Origin of the sequence: Chryseobacterium defluvii, assembly GCF_003634775.1 — a bacterium.
GTDB lineage: Bacteria > Bacteroidota > Bacteroidia > Flavobacteriales > Weeksellaceae > Chryseobacterium > Chryseobacterium defluvii.
Window position 1 is genome coordinate 986,726 of the sequence record NZ_RBXB01000001.1, and the last position, 17,323, is coordinate 1,004,048.

Sequence of the window (17,323 nt, forward strand, 5' to 3'; positions counted from 1 at the left end):
TTGAGACCCATTGCAACCCTACTGTAGCTTTCAAAATATACGACCTATGACAACAAAAAATAAAATATTCTCCATTGCAATTTCTCTGAGTGCTGCTTTCTTTTCGGCTCAGAATAATGCAATCCGTACCTATAACCTGGATCTGAAAGAAACCCCTGTACCTACTAAAATACAGCCCACCATGTACGGGATTTTCTTTGAAGATATCAATTTTGCCGCTGATGGGGGATTGTATGCCGAATTGATTAAAAACCGGAGTTTTGAATTTGACGAACCTTTCATAGGATGGAAGCAGCCCAATACAAAAACGCTCTCTCCTAACCTTGATTCCGGATTTCTGACGATTTATTCCGATCCTTCCAAAGCCAATAAAAATTACGCAAGAATTACCGTTCTGAATGATAAAAATTATCTTCTGGAGAATGAAGGATTCAGGGGAATAGGGCTTCATCAGGGAGAACAATTTGATTTCAGCTTTAATCTGGAGAATGTTTCAGGAAATATTGCTGCGGTAAATGCAAGTCTTGTTGATGAAAACGGTAAGGAAATTTCTTCAGTCTCCACACTCATAAAAGGAAAGGGGTGGCAGAGATATACAACTGTTTTTAAATCACCTCAAACTGTAGAAAAAGCAAAACTGCGAATTACATTTACCGGAAACGGCATTGTGAACATGGATATAATTTCACTTTTCCCTCAAAATACCTGGAAAGGCAAAAAAGGCGGATTACGAAAAGATCTCGTTCAGAAACTATACGATTTGCAACCCGGATTTTTGAGGTTTCCGGGAGGCTGTATTGTAGAAGGAAGAACTCTGGCAGAACGGTATCAGTGGAAAAAAACAATTGGAAATGTGACAGACCGCGAATATCTCATCAATAAATGGAGCACAGGATTTCCGCACAGGCTTACACCGGATTACGGACAATCTTTCGGGCTGGGATTTTATGAATATTTCCAGCTTTCCGAAGATCTGGGTGCAGAACCGGTTCCTATTCTGAGCTGTGGAATGGCTTGTCAGTTCAATACCGCAGAACTGGTGAAAATGGAAGACCTTGATCCTTACGTTCAGGATGCTCTGGACCTGATTGAATTTGCCAACGGAGATTCCGGAACAAAATGGGGTAAAATCCGCACTGAAATGGGACATCCACAGCCTTTTAATTTAAAATTTATCGGAGTAGGAAATGAACAGTGGGGAGCGGATTATATTGAACGTTATAAAGTTTTTGAAAAAGCTATTCATACAAAATATCCTGACATTAAAATTATCTCAGGAAGCGGACCTTCACCTGATGGCGAGTTCTTCGAATATGGCTGGAAAGAGCTGAAGCAGCTTAATGCGCAGATTGTAGATGAGCATTATTACAATTCTCCCGAATGGTTTATGAAAAATGCAGGCAGATATGATCACTATGACCGTTCCGGACCAAAAGTGTTCGCCGGAGAATACGCTGCCCAATCAGTAGGAGTGGTAAAACCTGATAATAAAAATAACTGGCTGACAGCCCTTTCAGAAGCTGCTTTCATGACCGGTCTTGAAAGAAATGCAGATGTTGTCTATATGACTTCCTATGCACCGCTTTTTGCCCATGCAGAAGGCTGGCAGTGGACGCCTGACCTCATCTGGTTCAATAATCTGAAATCCTATGCCACCCCGAATTATTATGTTCAGAAATTATTCTCCAACAATAAAGGAACAGATTTACTGAAGATAGAAAATGACGGAAAAGCTGTATCCGGGCAGGATAAGTTATATGCTACGGCGGTGAAGGATACAAAAGCAAATGAGGTGATTATTAAAATTGTCAATACTGATACTCAGTCTAAAATAATCAATATCAAACCCGGAACTCTGAAATTGGGTAAAAAATTAACCAAAATCTCTCTGTCTGCACCACAAATTTCCAGTGAAAATAGTTTCGATGCTGAACCCATAAAACCTAAAGAAGAGATTTCTGAAGCCAAAAAAGGTGAAATCTCAGCAGAAATTCCTGCCAATTCTTTAGTGGTTTTAAAAATGAAAATGATTTAATTAATTGTAATACATGTGTTTATGAAAAATAAGTGTGTTTTTTACATTTATTTAAAATAGAATCTTATATTTGTTTTTATCTCATCAGGAGAAATTAAAACCTCAATCATCAAAAAACGTTTCACCACCATGAAAAAATATGTTATCGGGCTGGACTATGGTACAGATTCCGTACGGGCCGTCCTTATTGACACTGAAAACGGTTCCGAAATAACTTCTTCAGTCAGCTACTACCAGAGATGGAAGGAAGGCAGATTTTGTAATCCCTCCGCCAACAGTTTCAGACAGCATCCTTCAGATCATATGGAAGGTCTGGAAAAAACTATTTCAGAAGTAGTAAGAGAAAGTGGGGTAGCGCCGGAGCAGATCGTCAGTATTTGTATTGATACTACAGGCTCTTCCCCGCTTCCTGTAACAAGTGATGGAGTAGCCTTAGCATTGGTTCCCGGATTTGAAGAGAATCCTAATGCTATGATGGTTTTATGGAAAGACCACACCGCTATCCGCGAAGCCGAAGAAATCAATACCCTTGCAAGAACCTGGGGTGGAGAAGATTATACAAAATATGAAGGCGGTATTTACTCTTCAGAATGGTTCTGGGCCAAAATACTACACATCAGCAGAGCAGATGCAGAAGTAAAAAATGCGGCTTATAGCTGGATGGAACACTGTGATTATCTGACTTTCCTTTTATCAGATCATAAAGACCTGGCCACCTTCAAAAGAAGTCGCTGTGCAGCAGGTCACAAAGCCATGTGGCACGAGTCATGGGATGGTCTGCCTTCTGAAGAGTTTCTCAACAGGCTAGATCCTTCTCTGGGAGAGCTCAGAGGAAGATTATACCGGGAAACTTATACTTCAGATGAAATAGCAGGATATCTGAATGAAGAATGGGCCGCTAAAACGGGTCTTACAACCCAAACCATTATTACAGTAGGAACTTTTGATGCCCACTCAGGAGCAGTGGGAGCAAAGGTGGAAGAAAATACACTGATCAGGATCATGGGAACTTCTACCTGTGATATTATGGTTGCCTCACAGGAAGCTATTGGAGATACAACCGTAAAAGGAATCTGCGGACAGGTTGACGGATCCGTAATTCCCGGATTGATAGGACTTGAAGCAGGGCAATCCGCCTTTGGAGATGTGCTGGCATGGTATAAAGATATCCTGATGTGGCCGGTTCACCAGGTTATGATGCATTCCGAAAGTATTTCAGAGGAGCAGAAGTCAAAGCTTACTGAAGAAATGGAGGCAGGGCTTATCAGAAAATTAACCCTTGAAGCAGAAAAAATTCCTCTTTCAGATAGTATTCCGGTTGCCCTGGACTGGGTAAACGGAAGAAGAACACCGGATGCAGACCAGGAACTCAAAGCAGCCATCAGCCAGCTTTCTCTGGGAACAAAGGCTCCCCATATTTTCAAAGCTTTGGTGAATGCCATTTGTTTCGGAGCTAAAAAGATCGTTGACCGTTTTGAAGAGGAAGGTGTGAAAATCAATAAAGTGATCGGAATCGGAGGAGTAGCAAGGAAATCGCCGTTTATCATGCAGACACTCGCTAATGTTCTGAATATGCCTATTGCAGTAGCAGCTTCAGATCAGACTCCCGCTTTGGGGGCTGCTGTTTATGCGGCCGTATCAGCAGGAATTTATCCGACCGTTCAGGAAGCCAGTATGAAAATGGGCTCCGGATTTGAGGCGGAATACCAGCCGAAAGCGGAAGAAGTACAGCACTACAGAGAATTAATGCAGCAATACCAGAAGCTCGCTGATTTTGTAGAATACAATACCAAACTGAAAAACAACAGGAAAGAACTTCAGAATTTCTGATTCATCAATTTTAACTTTTTGAATGACACTCAAATGAATACCTATAAAGAACTCCAGAGAGAATGTTATGAAGCCAATATGCAGCTGGATGCCCTGAAGCTGGTGGTTTATACCTTCGGGAATGTAAGTGCTGTAGACCGTGATAAAGGCATTTTTGCCATTAAACCCAGCGGTGTTCCTTATGATATTTTAAAGCCGGAAGATATGGTGATTTTAGACTTTGACGCCAATGTCATTGAAGGCAGGCTCAGACCCTCTTCCGATACCAAAACCCATGCTTACCTGTATAAAAACTGGGAAAATATCGGCGGGATTTCCCACACGCATGCTATCTATTCCGTGGCGTGGGCACAAGCACAGATGGACATTCCTGTTTTCGGAACCACCCATGCAGACCATCTTACGACAGATATTCCCTGTGCTCCACCTATGCGGGATGAACTCATTGAAGGAAACTACGAATACAATACAGGAATACAGATTCTGGAATGCTTTAAAGAAAAACAGCTCTCTCCTGAAGAAGTAGAAATGGTTCTTATTGGCAATCACGGTCCGTTTACATGGGGTAAAAATGCAGAGAAGGCAGTCTACAACAGCAAAGTGCTCGAGACCATTGCCGAAATGGCTTATCTCACCAGACAGATAAATCCTGATGCGGAACGTCTGAAAGACTCACTCATCAAAAAACACTATGAACGTAAACACGGCAAGAATGCCTACTACGGACAGGAATTTAAACACTAAACACTTCAGCATAAACAACTATTAACGATCAACAAAATTATGTTAACACCTCTCAATACCAAAGAAGTCTGGTTCATCACAGGAAGTCAGCATTTATACGGACCCGAAACACTGGCCCAGGTAGCAGACCACTCACAGAAAATTGTGGCAGAACTTGAAAAATCTTCTTTCATCCCGGTAAAAGTTATTGTAAAGCCAACGGTAAAAACCACTGAAGAGATATTTGAAACCATTGCAGCAGCCAATCATGCAGAAAACTGTATAGGAGTGGTCACCTGGATGCATACCTTTTCACCCGCTAAAATGTGGATCAGAGGATTAAAAATTTTACAGAAACCTCTTCTGCATCTGCATACCCAATTCAACAGAGATATTCCGTGGTCTACGATGGATATGGATTTTATGAATCTCAACCAGGCGGCTCATGGGGATCGTGAATTTGGTTTTATGGTAAGCAGGCTCCGAAAGAACAGAAAAGTAGTGGTAGGGCACTGGTCAGAAGAAAGAGTTCAGAAGCAGATCGGTGACTGGAGCCGTGTTGCTGCAGGATGGGACGACTGGCAGGGAGCAAAATTTGCACGCTTCGGGGATAATATGAGGTTTGTAGCCGTTACAGATGGAGATAAAGTGGAAGCTGAAACCCAGTTCGGCTTTTCAGTCAATACCTGGGGAATCGGTGACCTTGTAGGAGTTATCAATTCAATAGGAGAAGGGGAAATAAAAAGCCTGATGGAAGAATACGAATCTTCTTATCACATAGCAGCATCTCTTTTGGAAGGAGGTGCCAACAGAAGCTCACTTCACACCGCCGCAAAAATTGAATTAGGACTTGAAAAGTTTTTAAAAGATGGAGGATTTAAAGGATTTTCAGATACCTTTGAAGACCTTCACGGGTTGGAGCAGCTGCCGGGAATTGCAGTACAGCGCCTGATGCAGAAAGGATACGGATTTGCAGGAGAAGGAGACTGGAAAACAGCAGCATTGGTACGTGCCATGAAAACAATGGGGCAGGGCCTTGAAGGAGGAAATGCTTTTATGGAAGATTACACCTATCATCTGGATCCTTCCAATCCTTCCATTTTAGGCTCCCATATGCTGGAAGTAGATCCTGTTCTGGCCGCCGGAAAACCTTCATGTGAGATTCATCCGCTGGGAATCGGGGGAAAAGCTGACCCGGTTCGTCTTGTTTTTAATTCCAGAGGAAATATTGACTCTCTGAACGCTGCATTGATGGACTTTGGAAACCATTTCAGACTGCTGATCAACAAAACCAGAGCATTGGAAATTACAGAAGAGCTGCCAAAACTTCCGGTAGCAAGAGTTTTATGGAAACCTCTTCCTGATTTATATACGGCTGCAGAAGCCTGGATACTGGCAGGAGGAGCACATCATACATGTTACAGTGAAAATATTTCAGCAGAGCAGCTGGAAGATTTTGCTGAGATAGCAGGAATTGAATCATTAGTCATTGATGAAGATACCAGAATGCGTGATTTTAAAAATACACTTCGTTGGAATGAAATGTATTATCGTTAATTAATTTTAAAAAATATGTAAATAATTATGAAAGAAATAACATATAATAGCATTTTTATTTTATTATTTTTAATTATTTTCGGCTGCAAAAAAGAAAATAATAAACAGGATATTTCAGGGAAAATGGAGAATGTTCATACTTCAGACTATGGAATTACGCCAAAAGGCGATTCTATTAAAAAATACACGTTGACCAATAAAAACGGGATGAAAATTGAGGTCATCAACTTCGGAGGAATTATCACTTCTTTAACCGCTCCGGACAGAAACGGGAAATACGAAGATGTGGTACTCGGCTTTACAAAACCCGAAGGATATTTTGAGGGTAATCCTTATTATTTCGGTGCTTTGATCGGAAGATACGGCAACAGGATTGCCAATGCAAAATTCTCGCTGGAGGGTAAAACATTCGAAATTGATAAAAATGATGGTCCCAACAGTCTTCACGGAGGAAAAGAAGGATTTCATACCAGATTCTGGAATATCGAAGTTGTAAAGGATGCAAAATTTCCGACATTGAAATTATCTTATACCAGTGCAGACGGTGAAGAAGGTTATCCGGGAAAATTAACAACAACCGTTTTCTACACCCTTACGGATGACAATGCTTTGGAAATTTCCTATGAAGCAGAAACCGATAAACCTACAGTGGTGAATCTTACCCAGCATTCTTATTTTAACCTGTCTGGGAATTTTACAAAAACGATTACCGATCATGAATTGCAGATCAATGCAGATCATTTTCTTCCGGTCAATGAAACTCTGATTCCAACCGGTGAACAGAAAGCTGTAAAAGGAACTCCTTTTGATTTTACGGTTTCAAAGTCTATCGGAAAAGAAATCAATGCAGACGATGATCAGCTGAAAAAAGGAAAAGGGTATGACCACAACTGGATTCTGAACGGAAAAGGTCTCAGAAGCATCGCCAAAGTCTATCATCCAGAAACAGGAAGAATTATGGAAGTTTTTACAGATGAACCCGGTGTGCAGTTTTATTCCGGAAATTTTCTTGACGGAAAATTTGATACCAAAACAGGAGGTAAAAATGAATTCAGAACAGGATTCTGTCTGGAGACACAGCATTTCCCGGACTCACCAAATCAGTCTTCTTTTCCTTCCACAGAATTGAAGCCCGGACAGAAGTACCAGTCTAAAACCATCTATAAATTCTCTGTTAAAAAGTAAACTATGGAAAAATTAGCAACTATTGATATCATCATATTCCTGATCTATTTCGTAGTGGTAGCTTCCTACGGATTATGGATCTATAAAAAGAAGAAATCTGAATCTACGGGGAGTAAAGATTATTTTCTGGCAGAAGGATCTTTGACCTGGTGGGCTATCGGAGCCAGTTTAATAGCCTCCAACATTTCTGCGGAACAGTTTATCGGGATGAGCGGTGAAGGTTTCTTTGTCGGAATTGCCGTTGCTGCTTACGAATGGATTGCTGCCGTTGCACTGATCATCATCGCGGTCTGGTTTATTCCGATCTATCTTAAAAATAAGATCTATACCATGCCTCAGTTTCTGGAAAGAAGGTATAACAAGTCTGTTTCGCTGATTATGGCAGTATTCTGGCTGTTTCTGTATGTTATTGTGAATCTTACTTCCATTCTTTACCTTGGAGCTCTAGCTATTGATACTTTACTGGGAGGAGAACACCTTCACGGTATTATGATCGCTCTTTTGCTTATGGCCCTTCTGATCGGCCTTGGAGGGATGAAAGTAATCGGGTATACAGACGTTATACAGGTAGCAGTCCTAATTATCGGCGGTTTTGCAACGGTTTATATGGCTTTACAGATTGTAGACCAGAGAATCAACGGAGCGGCTGTAGGAAATGCGCTGGCAGGATTCAATACCTTGATCAATGAGGCTCCACAGCATTTTAAGCTGATTCTTCAAAAACCAACAACTACCAATACTACTTTGGCAATGCCTCAGAATTTGGAAGTTCAAAAATATGTGGTATTACCGGGTCTGGCCATGTATTTTGCAGGGCAGTGGATTGTTAACCTAAACTATTGGGGATGCAATCAGTATATTACCCAAAGAGCTTTGGGAGCAGACCTGAAAACAGCAAGAACAGGAATTTTATTTGCCGGTTTTCTGAAATTATTCATGCCTGTGATCGTAATGCTTCCGGGAATTGCGGCTTATGTTTTATATTCCAAAGGACACCTTCCGGGATTCAACGGGGTGAAAGACGGAGCATACTCTGCAATATTGGGATTCTTACCTGTAGGACTTAAAGGATTGGCAATTGCAGCATTGACAGCAGCGATTGTAGCCTCACTGGCAGGAAAGGTGAACAGTATTTCAACCATTTTTACACTGGATATCTATAAGAAATACCTTAAAACAGATGCCACCGAAATCCAGATGGTGAGAACAGGGCGCTGGGTCATTATTATTGCGATGATGGCAGCATTGGCCTTTACCTGGACAGATGTTTTGGGAATTGGCGGAGAAGGCGGATTCACATTTATTCAGAAATATACAGGCTTTATCAGTCCGGGAGTTTTTGCCATGTTCCTTCTGGGAATGTTCTGGAAAAGAACGACGGGTACAGCTGCTCTTGTAGGAGTTATCTTAGGATTTGTCCTGGCGATCTTCTTTAACAGTTTTGCCGTAGAAATTTTCGGAAAAGAGACGTGGATGTATACAGCATTTACTTATGAAAAGCTTGAGAATGGAGTGGTTCATACGATTACCGAGATTCCTTTCCTGATCAATATGGGATGGTCATTTTTTATCACCATAATCGCCATGATACTGATCAGTCTTGCAGGTCCGAAAATTAATCCTAAAGCCTTTGCCATTGATGTGACCATGTTTAAAGTAGACAACAGGACTTTAGTCTTGATTGTGCTGACATTGCTTTTACTGACCGCATTATATGTAAGATTTTGGTAGATATTGAATATATGACAAAAGTGAATGGTCAATAGTGAATTTGTTTCACCTGTCAATTTTTTAGAAATCCATCATTGACTTGCGAAGCAAAATTGAATTTCCACACACAAAAAAAAGGATGCAGAGAAGGTATCCTTTTTTTATTTAAGTTATATTTTAAACATAAATCCCTGTGAGATTTTTTTATTATATTTTTTTTCGTCAAAGCGGTAAAGGAAAGAACCTTTTCTGGATGAGGTCATGTCCTTTTTATTGGTGTTGACAAGGATATCCATACTGTTGATCTTGCTGGTAAAATTCCGCTTATCAAATTTTTCATCAAAAATAGCTTCATAAAGATTCTGAAGATCCTTCATGGTGAATTTTTCGGGGAGAAGCTCAAACCCTATAGGTCCTGTGGAAGCCCTTCTTCTCAGCCTGGCTACAGCATCCTTTACCATGTCATTATGATCGAAAATAAGGTCAGGTGCTTTCTGTAGCTCAACCCATTCTGCACTGTACTGCTCATTGATCTGAATATCTTTCTCAATATTGATCAGAGCATAATAGGAAATAGACATGATTCTGGCTGTTGGTTCACGTTTGATTTCCGTATAACATTTCAGCTGTTCAAGATAAATGTTTTCAAGACCGGTCAACGTATACAAAACCCTGTTGGCAGCTTCATCCGAAGTCTCGTCACTGCCAATGAAGCCACCCATGAGTGACCATTCACCCATCTGTGGTTCAAAATTTCTTTTTACTAAAAGGATTTTAAGATTTTCACCGTCAAAACCGAAAATGATACAGTCAACAGCGACAAGGTGTTTGGGATATTGGGAGTAATCCTCAGTCATCTTTTATATTTTATGACAAAGGTAAAGCTTTTATGGATACGATATTATATAAATGTGATTCATACACTTTTTAATCAGAATGATTTATTTCATTAAAATTATTCCTAAAGGATATTTTGGGAGCTAAAACAGTCATCAAAACCGGAAAATATCACTGAAATCAGGTTAATGATACATGAATTGAATGTTAAATTTGTGTTAAAGTCAAAGTTGATATTGATAATAATGAAGAAAGGGGACTTAATGTTAAAAATACGATAAGGTATTTACTATATCGTTGAAATTTTTATCAAAACATATCCTGAATTCATTTTCATAGGGAATCGCATGATTTTACGGTCTTGTTTTTCTGTAATTTAATTATCTTATTTTTTATGATAAGGTAGACCTTTTTTTGTTATTTTTAAGGGCTTATGAATGCTTTTTAATGAGAAAATAACTGAATCAGATTCAGGAAATGTTTCGTATATAGATTCTTTCCATTATTTTAGAAATGTTGAATTAACATTTATAATGATCCCGAAACTTTCAGTTTTTTTATTGTGTCTTGCTTCATTTACCTCAGCCCAGGTTAAGGAGAAAGTCCATTATTTCCCTCTGGAAACTGTCAGGTTATCAGAGAGCGTTTTCAGCAAAGCAATGACGGCAGACCGTAAGTACCTGATGGCTTTGGAGCCGGATAGGTTGTTGGCTCCGTATCTTAAAGAAGCCGGACTGAAACCAAAAGCAAATAATTATCCTAATTGGGAAAATACAGGATTGGACGGCCATATAGGAGGACATTATGTTTCAGCATTATCCCTGATGTATGCTTCTACAGGAGATATAACAATAAAAGAGAGGGTTGATTACATGATCAGTGAATTGGAACTTTGCCAGAAAGAATCTCCGGACGGATACATTTCAGGAATTCCCGACGGGAAAAAGATCTGGAAAGAAATAAAACAGGGAAATATACGCGCTTCAGGCTTCGGTTTGAACGACCGCTGGGTACCTTTATATAATATTCACAAACTGTACTCAGGATTACGCGATGCCTATTGGTATGCAAAAAGTGAAAAAGCAAAGACAATGCTTATCAGACTCACAGATTGGATGATAAATGAAGTGTCAGATCTTTCTGATGAGCAGATACAGGATATGCTGCGCAGTGAACATGGGGGACTCAACGAAGTTTTTGCAGATGTTTATGATATCACTCATGACCAGAAATATCTGAAACTGGCTCACCGATTTTCCCATCAGGCTATCCTTACTCCTCTTTTGACAGGAGAAGATAAGCTTACAGGACTTCATGCGAATACACAGATTCCAAAAGTAATCGGATACAAGCGTATTGCCGATCTTGAAAATAACGAGTCCTGGAGTAATGCCGCTGACTTTTTTTGGCATAACGTTACCGGGAAAAGATCTTCAGTTATTGGAGGCAATAGTGTCAGTGAACATTTTAATCCTGTCAATGATTTCAGCAGTATGATAAAAAGTATTGAAGGTCCGGAGACCTGCAATACCTATAATATGCTCAAGCTGACCAAAGAGATGTTTGCAACGATGCCCGAATCTTATTATATAGATTATTACGAAAAAGCATTATACAATCATATTCTTTCTACAGAAAATCATGATCAGGGAGGCTTCGTGTATTTTACACCGATGCGTCCGGGACACTATAGGGTTTATTCACAGCCTCAGACCAGCTTCTGGTGTTGTGTAGGATCCGGAATGGAAAATCACGCCAAATATGGGGAAATGATTTACGCCCGATCGAATAAAGATTTATATGTGAACTTATTTATCCCTTCCACATTGACATGGGAACAGCAGAAAGTAGTACTCCGCCAGGTCAATAACTTCCCGGAAGTTCCTGAAACAACACTGATCTTTGATGCCGCAGGAAAATCAGAATTTGATTTAAAGGTGAGATGCCCGGAATGGACCACCCCTTCAGAAGTAAAAATTCTGATCAACGGAAAACAGCAGAAAGTACAGCGTGGTTCCGACGGCTATTTTACACTGACTAAAAAATGGAAAAAGAGAGATGTTGTGAAAATGATTCTACCGATGCATCTTTCCGCAGAACAGCTGCCTGACCGCTCCAATTATTATGCATTCAAATACGGGCCTGTAGTCCTTGCTGCAAAATACGGAACCGATAACCAGCAGGGACTTCTTGCTGATGACAGCAGAGGCGGCCATATTGCTCACGGTCCGCAGATCCCTTTAAATGAAATTCCTGTTATCCTTGGAAATCCTTCAGAAGTTGTCGACCATCTTAAACCGGCTGATAAAAATCTGAATTTTACCCTCACAGGACTTTATCCATCTGAAAAGTTCAAAGAAGGGCTAAGTCTTGTGCCGTTTTACAATATTCAGGCAGAAAGGTATATCCTATACTGGCCTCAGGCGGACAAAAACGGAATAGAAAATACATTGAAGCAAAGAGCAAAAGAAGAAGCAGAAACCAGAAAGCTGGAGATGATCACTGCTGATAAGGTCCAGCTGGGAGAACAGCAGCCGGAATCAGATCATTTTATAGAAAGCAAAGACTCGGGTACAGGATATATGGAAGACCGCCATTTCCGTGATGCCAAAGGCTGGTTCAGTTACCGGATGAAAAACGGAAAAAATGCTTCATACCTTTACCTGCTTTATTTTGATGCCAATATCAACCGTACACTGAATGTTGAGATCAATGGTGAAAAAATCATTGCTCAAAATCTGGAAGGAAAGTCAGGAGCTTTACCTCAATATCTGGCCGTTCCGATACCGGATTCAGAAAAGAAAAAAGAAAATCTTACCGTAAAATTCCTGGCAGACGAAAAACTCATGACTGCTAAAGTCATTGAAGTCCGGTTACTGACAGAAAATTACGAAAAGAAATAAAGCTGAAACAAAATTAAAAAACAGATGTTTCCCATGAAAAACAGAACCCTATATTTATTATTTTTTCTTGCAGCCATTTGCAGTTTTGATGCAAAAGTAAGGCTGCCTGCTTTGGTTTCAGACGGAATGATTCTTCAGAGAAATCAGGATCTGAAGATCTGGGGATATGCAGATGTGGGAGAAAAAATTACGATTAAGTTTATCAATAAAGCTTATCATGCAACAGCGGATCAAAATGGCAACTGGACCCTTATGCTTCCAAAGCTTAATGCCGGCGGCCCATATACCATGATGATTAATGAGATTACTCTTAAAGATATTCTTATTGGTGATGTGTGGGTAGCTTCAGGACAATCCAATATGGAACTTCCGATGCGCAGGCTGACACCTCTTTATGAAAATGAAATTAAAAACGCCAATAATCAGAATATAAGATTTTTTACTGTTCCGCAGAAATATAATTTTAAAGCTCCGCAAAATGATCTTGACGGAGGGAAATGGGAAAGCACAAACCCTCAGACGATTCTTAATTTTTCCGGGGTTGCTTATTTCTTTGCCAAAGAACTGAATCAAAAAAATAAAGTTCCTGTAGGAATTATTCATACCAGTCTGGGAGGCTCTCCTGTTCAGGCCTGGATGGATGAGAAATCACTGAAAAAATACCCGGAATATCTTGCTGAAGCAGAAAAATGGAAAAATGATGACCTGATACAATCTACAGAATCCCAGGAGAGATCATTAAGCAAAGCATGGTATGCAGAGCTGGATCAGAGTGACATCGGTTTCAATCAGCACTGGGAAAAGGATAACACCAATGATTCCGGATGGAAAACCATGATGGTTCCGGGATCATGGGAAGATCAGGAAGACCCGTTTGACGGTTCGGTATGGTTCCGTAAAGAGATTATTCTGCCCAAAAGAGCAGACCAGAAAACAGCATTTTTAAATCTGGGAAGGATAAAAGATGCTGATGTTACTTACATCAATGGAATCAAAGTAGGAAATGTAACCTATGAATATCCGCCACGTTGGTATGACATTCCAAAAGGTGTTTTAAAAGAAGGAAAGAATATCATTACGGTAAGAGTCATCAATGGCAGCGGAAAAGGACAGTTTATTGCTGATAAGCCGTATTATCTGGAAATCGACGGTCAAAAAACAGACCTTAAAGGCGAGTGGAAATATAAAACAGGAGCAAAAATGGAAAAAATGGCTCCCGGACAGACATTTATCCGCTGGAAACCGGTAGGGCTTTATAATGCGATGATTAATCCGCTGATCAATTATAAAATCAAAGGATTTATCTGGTACCAGGGCGAAAGCAATACAGGAAAACCAAAAGAATACGGGGATTTATTGTCAACAATGATCTCAGACTGGCGTTCAAAATGGAATAAGAATGATCTGCCGTTCTTCATTGTACAGCTGGCCAATTTCATGGAGAAAAAAGATGAACCGATTGAAAGCAACTGGGCTGAGCTGAGAGAACAGCAAAGACAGGTTTCCCTTAATGTTCCTTATTCAGGACTTGCGGTAACGATTGATGTGGGAGAATGGAATGATATTCATCCGCTCAATAAAAAAGCTGTGGGTGACAGGCTTGCTTTACAGGCCCTGAAAATCGGGGAAGGCAAAAAAATCATAGCTGACGGACCCGTTTATCAGTCGATGAAAACAGAAGGAAATATCATTATTCTATCCTTTAAACCCGGTACAGATGATCTGGTACAGGGAGAACTGAAAGGTTTTGCGATACAGCAGAAAGACAGCAGCTACCAATGGGCGAAAGCAGAAGCAAAAGGAAATAAAGTTATGGTATGGAATGATCAGGTTACCAGCCCTGTCAATGTACGTTATGATTGGGCAGACAACCCAGACGGCAATCTTAAAAACAAAAGCGGGCTTCCTGCTTCACCTTTTACAACAGAAAAAAATTAATTTAACATAGAAAACCATACAAAATCAATGGATAATCAGCCACAAAAAATATCGGTAATAGAGAAAGTAGGGTACAGTCTGGGAGACCTGGCGGCCAACCTTGTTTTTCAGACCTTAGTGACCTACCTGACCTATTTTTATACAGATATTTACGGACTAAAGGCGGAGGATGCTTCTGTCATCACCCTTACTGTAGGGTTAATTGCCGGGTTTGGCTTTAACCCGCTTATCGGAGCGTTGGCAGACCGTACAAGCTCACGATGGGGGAAATTCCGTCCATGGATTTTATTTACTGCTGTACCGCTTGGTATTGCTGCACTGTTAGCCTTTAGCACTCCTCATTTTTCTTATCAGGGTAAAATGATTTATGCTGCGGTTACCTATTCGTTATTATTGTTATTATACGCTTCCAATAACCTGCCTTATGCTGCTTTGAGCGGCGTTATCACGGGAGATATGGCAGAAAGGAATAGTATTTCTTCCTATCGTTTTGTAGCTGTGATGTTTGCACAGTTCTTTGTACAGGTATTTATGCTTCCTATTATTCTATATGTAGGCCATGGAGACAAAGCACAGGGAATTGAAACCGTGATGACATGGCTGGCTGTTATAGGATCTGTAATGCTGTTGATCACCTTTTTTACTACCAGAGAAAGAATCATTCCCAAGCCGGAGCAGAAGTCAAGTCTGAAAGAGGATTTAAAAGATTTATTCCAGAACAAGCCATGGATTATTATGCTTACCGTGACCGCATTCATATTTATCACACTGGCTATGAAAGGAGGATCTTATGTATATTATTTTAACAACTATGTGGATGAAAATGCCTTGAAGAGTTTTATCTCACCGATTACAGCATTTTTTAATTCTGCAGGAATGAATTTCTTCGGGGAAGATCCAAAGTCTGCAGGCTTCGGATTGTTTAATGCAGGAGGAATTGTCATGATGATCGTAGGCATTACCTTCTCTAAAAAACTGGCAGACAGGTTTGGAAAACGTGACACTTTTATTGCCTCATTATTCACCTCTACGCTTTTCATTCTGTTCTTTATATTTTATCCTCCGCAAGCCGTTGGAATCATGTTTCTGTCACAGATTTTACACGGATTCTTTTACGGAATAAGCACGCCGCTTTTATGGGCCATGATTGCTGATGTGGCCGATTATTCGGAATGGAAGAACAACCGCAGGGCAACAGCTATTATTTTCTCCGCAATGATGGTAGGCTTAAAAGTAGGTCTCAGCATAGGAAGCTCCCTGGTAGCTTTGATTATAGGAAAATACGGATACATTTCTGTACACGGGAGCGAACAGGTTATTCAGCCTGAAACAGTGGCTGCAGGTGCCAAAATGCTCGTGAGCATATTCCCGTCCATTCCGTTTTTCATTGCCTGCGGACTGCTTTTATTGTATAAAATCAACAAAAAAATGGAGGTTCAGATTGAAAAAGATCTGGCTGAAAGAAGAAAATAAAAACTATCAATATGAAACGTATTTTAATGGGTTTGGCCGTTATTACTGCTTCCGGTCTGTCGGCACAGAAGTCTGACAATTCTTTAAAAAAAGCATTTCAGGATAAATTCTATATTGGTACCGCGATGAGCCTTCCGCAGATTGACGGTACAGACCAGAAGGCAGTAGCTATTATCAAAAAACAGTTCAGCTCTATTGTCGCTGAAAATTGCATGAAATCTATGTTTTTGCAGCCTCAGGAAGGAAAATTCTTTTTTGATGATGCCGATAAATTTGTTGATTTCGGGATGAAAAATAAGATGTTCATCATCGGGCATACTTTAATCTGGCATTCACAACTTCCAAAATGGTTTTTCTCAGACAGTAATGGAAAGGATGTTTCTCCGGAAGTATTAAAACAACGTATGAAAAACCACATTATAACAGTAGTTTCCCGTTACAGGGGAAAAGTAAAAGGATGGGATGTGGTGAATGAAGCCATTCTTGAAGACGGAACCTACAGAAAAAGTAAATTTTACGAAATCCTGGGTGAAGATTTTATTCCTTTGGCATTTCAGTATGCACAGGAAGCCGATCCCAATGCAGAATTATATTACAACGATTATAATGAATGGTATCCTGAAAAAGTGAAAACAGTCATCAAAATGGTTGAGAAACTTAAATCAAGAGGAATCCGTATTGATGGTGTTGGAATGCAGGCCCATGTCGGAATGGATACCCCTTCCATGGATGAATATGAAAAAGCAATCCTGACGTATTCCAATGCCGGAGTTAAAGTCAATATTACAGAACTTGAAATCAGTGCACTGCCTTCTCCATGGGGAAGTTCTGCCAATGTTTCGGATACTGTTGCCTATCAGAAAGAAATGAATCCTTACCCCAAAGGTCTTCCCAATGAAGTAGAAATGAAATGGGAAAAACGTTACCTTGATTTCTTTGCTTTGTTTTTGAAACATAAAGATAAAATAACAAGGGTAACCTTATGGGGAGTTACCGATAAACAGTCATGGAAAAACGACTTTCCTGTAAAAGGAAGAACAGATTACCCGCTACTGTTTGACAGGAAAGACCAGGAAAAACCTGTAGTACAAAAAATAATAAAGCTGGCAGAGAAAAATTAAAATCAATAGAA

11 protein-coding genes are annotated in these 17,323 nt (G+C 40.1%); 10 read left to right on the forward strand and 1 reads right to left on the reverse strand.

The features are described from left to right. Positions 1 to 46 precede the first annotated feature (46 nt). The 6 genes from BCF58_RS04590 to BCF58_RS04615 all read left to right on the forward strand — a co-directional run bounded on the left by BCF58_RS04590 (position 47) and on the right by BCF58_RS04615 (position 9,061). Entirely contained in the window at positions 47 to 2,035 is a 1,989-nt protein-coding gene (locus tag BCF58_RS04590) for an alpha-L-arabinofuranosidase C-terminal domain-containing protein (protein WP_121460603.1), read from the forward strand. Between the two features lie 129 nt (positions 2,036 to 2,164). After that, on the forward strand, positions 2,165 to 3,865 hold the full coding sequence (locus BCF58_RS04595) for a ribulokinase (protein WP_121460604.1): 1,701 nt from the start codon (positions 2,165 to 2,167) through the stop codon (positions 3,863 to 3,865). 33 nt (positions 3,866 to 3,898) lie between these two features. Further along, positions 3,899 to 4,609 (forward strand): L-ribulose-5-phosphate 4-epimerase, encoded by a 711-nt coding sequence (locus tag BCF58_RS04600; protein ID WP_002978734.1) that lies wholly within the window; start codon positions 3,899 to 3,901, stop codon positions 4,607 to 4,609. 39 nt (positions 4,610 to 4,648) lie between these two features. Next, entirely contained in the window at positions 4,649 to 6,145 is a 1,497-nt protein-coding gene (gene araA / locus BCF58_RS04605; RefSeq protein WP_121460605.1) for an L-arabinose isomerase, read from the forward strand. A 27-nt stretch (positions 6,146 to 6,172) separates the two neighbouring features. Next, the gene (locus BCF58_RS04610) at positions 6,173 to 7,330 is read left to right on the forward strand and encodes an aldose epimerase family protein (protein WP_121460606.1); all 1,158 of its coding nucleotides are present in this window, start codon (positions 6,173 to 6,175) and stop codon (positions 7,328 to 7,330) included. 3 nt (positions 7,331 to 7,333) lie between these two features. After that, complete coding sequence (locus BCF58_RS04615; protein ID WP_121460607.1) at positions 7,334 to 9,061, forward strand: sodium:solute symporter family transporter; 1,728 nt, start codon at positions 7,334 to 7,336, stop codon at positions 9,059 to 9,061. A gap of 149 nt (positions 9,062 to 9,210) precedes the next feature. On the opposite strand, the gene BCF58_RS04620 is transcribed toward BCF58_RS04615, so the two are convergent. Further along, positions 9,211 to 9,897, reverse strand: coding sequence for an NUDIX hydrolase (locus BCF58_RS04620; RefSeq protein ID WP_121460608.1), 687 nt, complete (start codon positions 9,895 to 9,897; stop codon positions 9,211 to 9,213). A gap of 513 nt (positions 9,898 to 10,410) precedes the next feature. On the opposite strand from BCF58_RS04620, the gene BCF58_RS04625 reads away from it, so the two are divergent. The 4 genes from BCF58_RS04625 to BCF58_RS04640 are packed head-to-tail and all read left to right on the forward strand — an operon-like array spanning position 10,411 to position 17,312. Next, positions 10,411 to 12,780: a glycoside hydrolase family 127 protein gene (locus BCF58_RS04625; RefSeq protein WP_121461045.1), complete on the forward strand. Its 2,370-nt coding sequence runs from the start codon at positions 10,411 to 10,413 to the stop codon at positions 12,778 to 12,780. 33 nt (positions 12,781 to 12,813) lie between these two features. Then, on the forward strand, positions 12,814 to 14,718 hold the full coding sequence (locus tag BCF58_RS04630) for a sialate O-acetylesterase (RefSeq protein ID WP_121460609.1): 1,905 nt from the start codon (positions 12,814 to 12,816) through the stop codon (positions 14,716 to 14,718). A 27-nt stretch (positions 14,719 to 14,745) separates the two neighbouring features. Continuing rightward, positions 14,746 to 16,191: an MFS transporter gene (locus BCF58_RS04635; RefSeq protein ID WP_121460610.1), complete on the forward strand. Its 1,446-nt coding sequence runs from the start codon at positions 14,746 to 14,748 to the stop codon at positions 16,189 to 16,191. A gap of 11 nt (positions 16,192 to 16,202) precedes the next feature. Next, positions 16,203 to 17,312: an endo-1,4-beta-xylanase gene (locus tag BCF58_RS04640; protein ID WP_121460611.1), complete on the forward strand. Its 1,110-nt coding sequence runs from the start codon at positions 16,203 to 16,205 to the stop codon at positions 17,310 to 17,312. Positions 17,313 to 17,323: the final 11 nt, after the last annotated feature.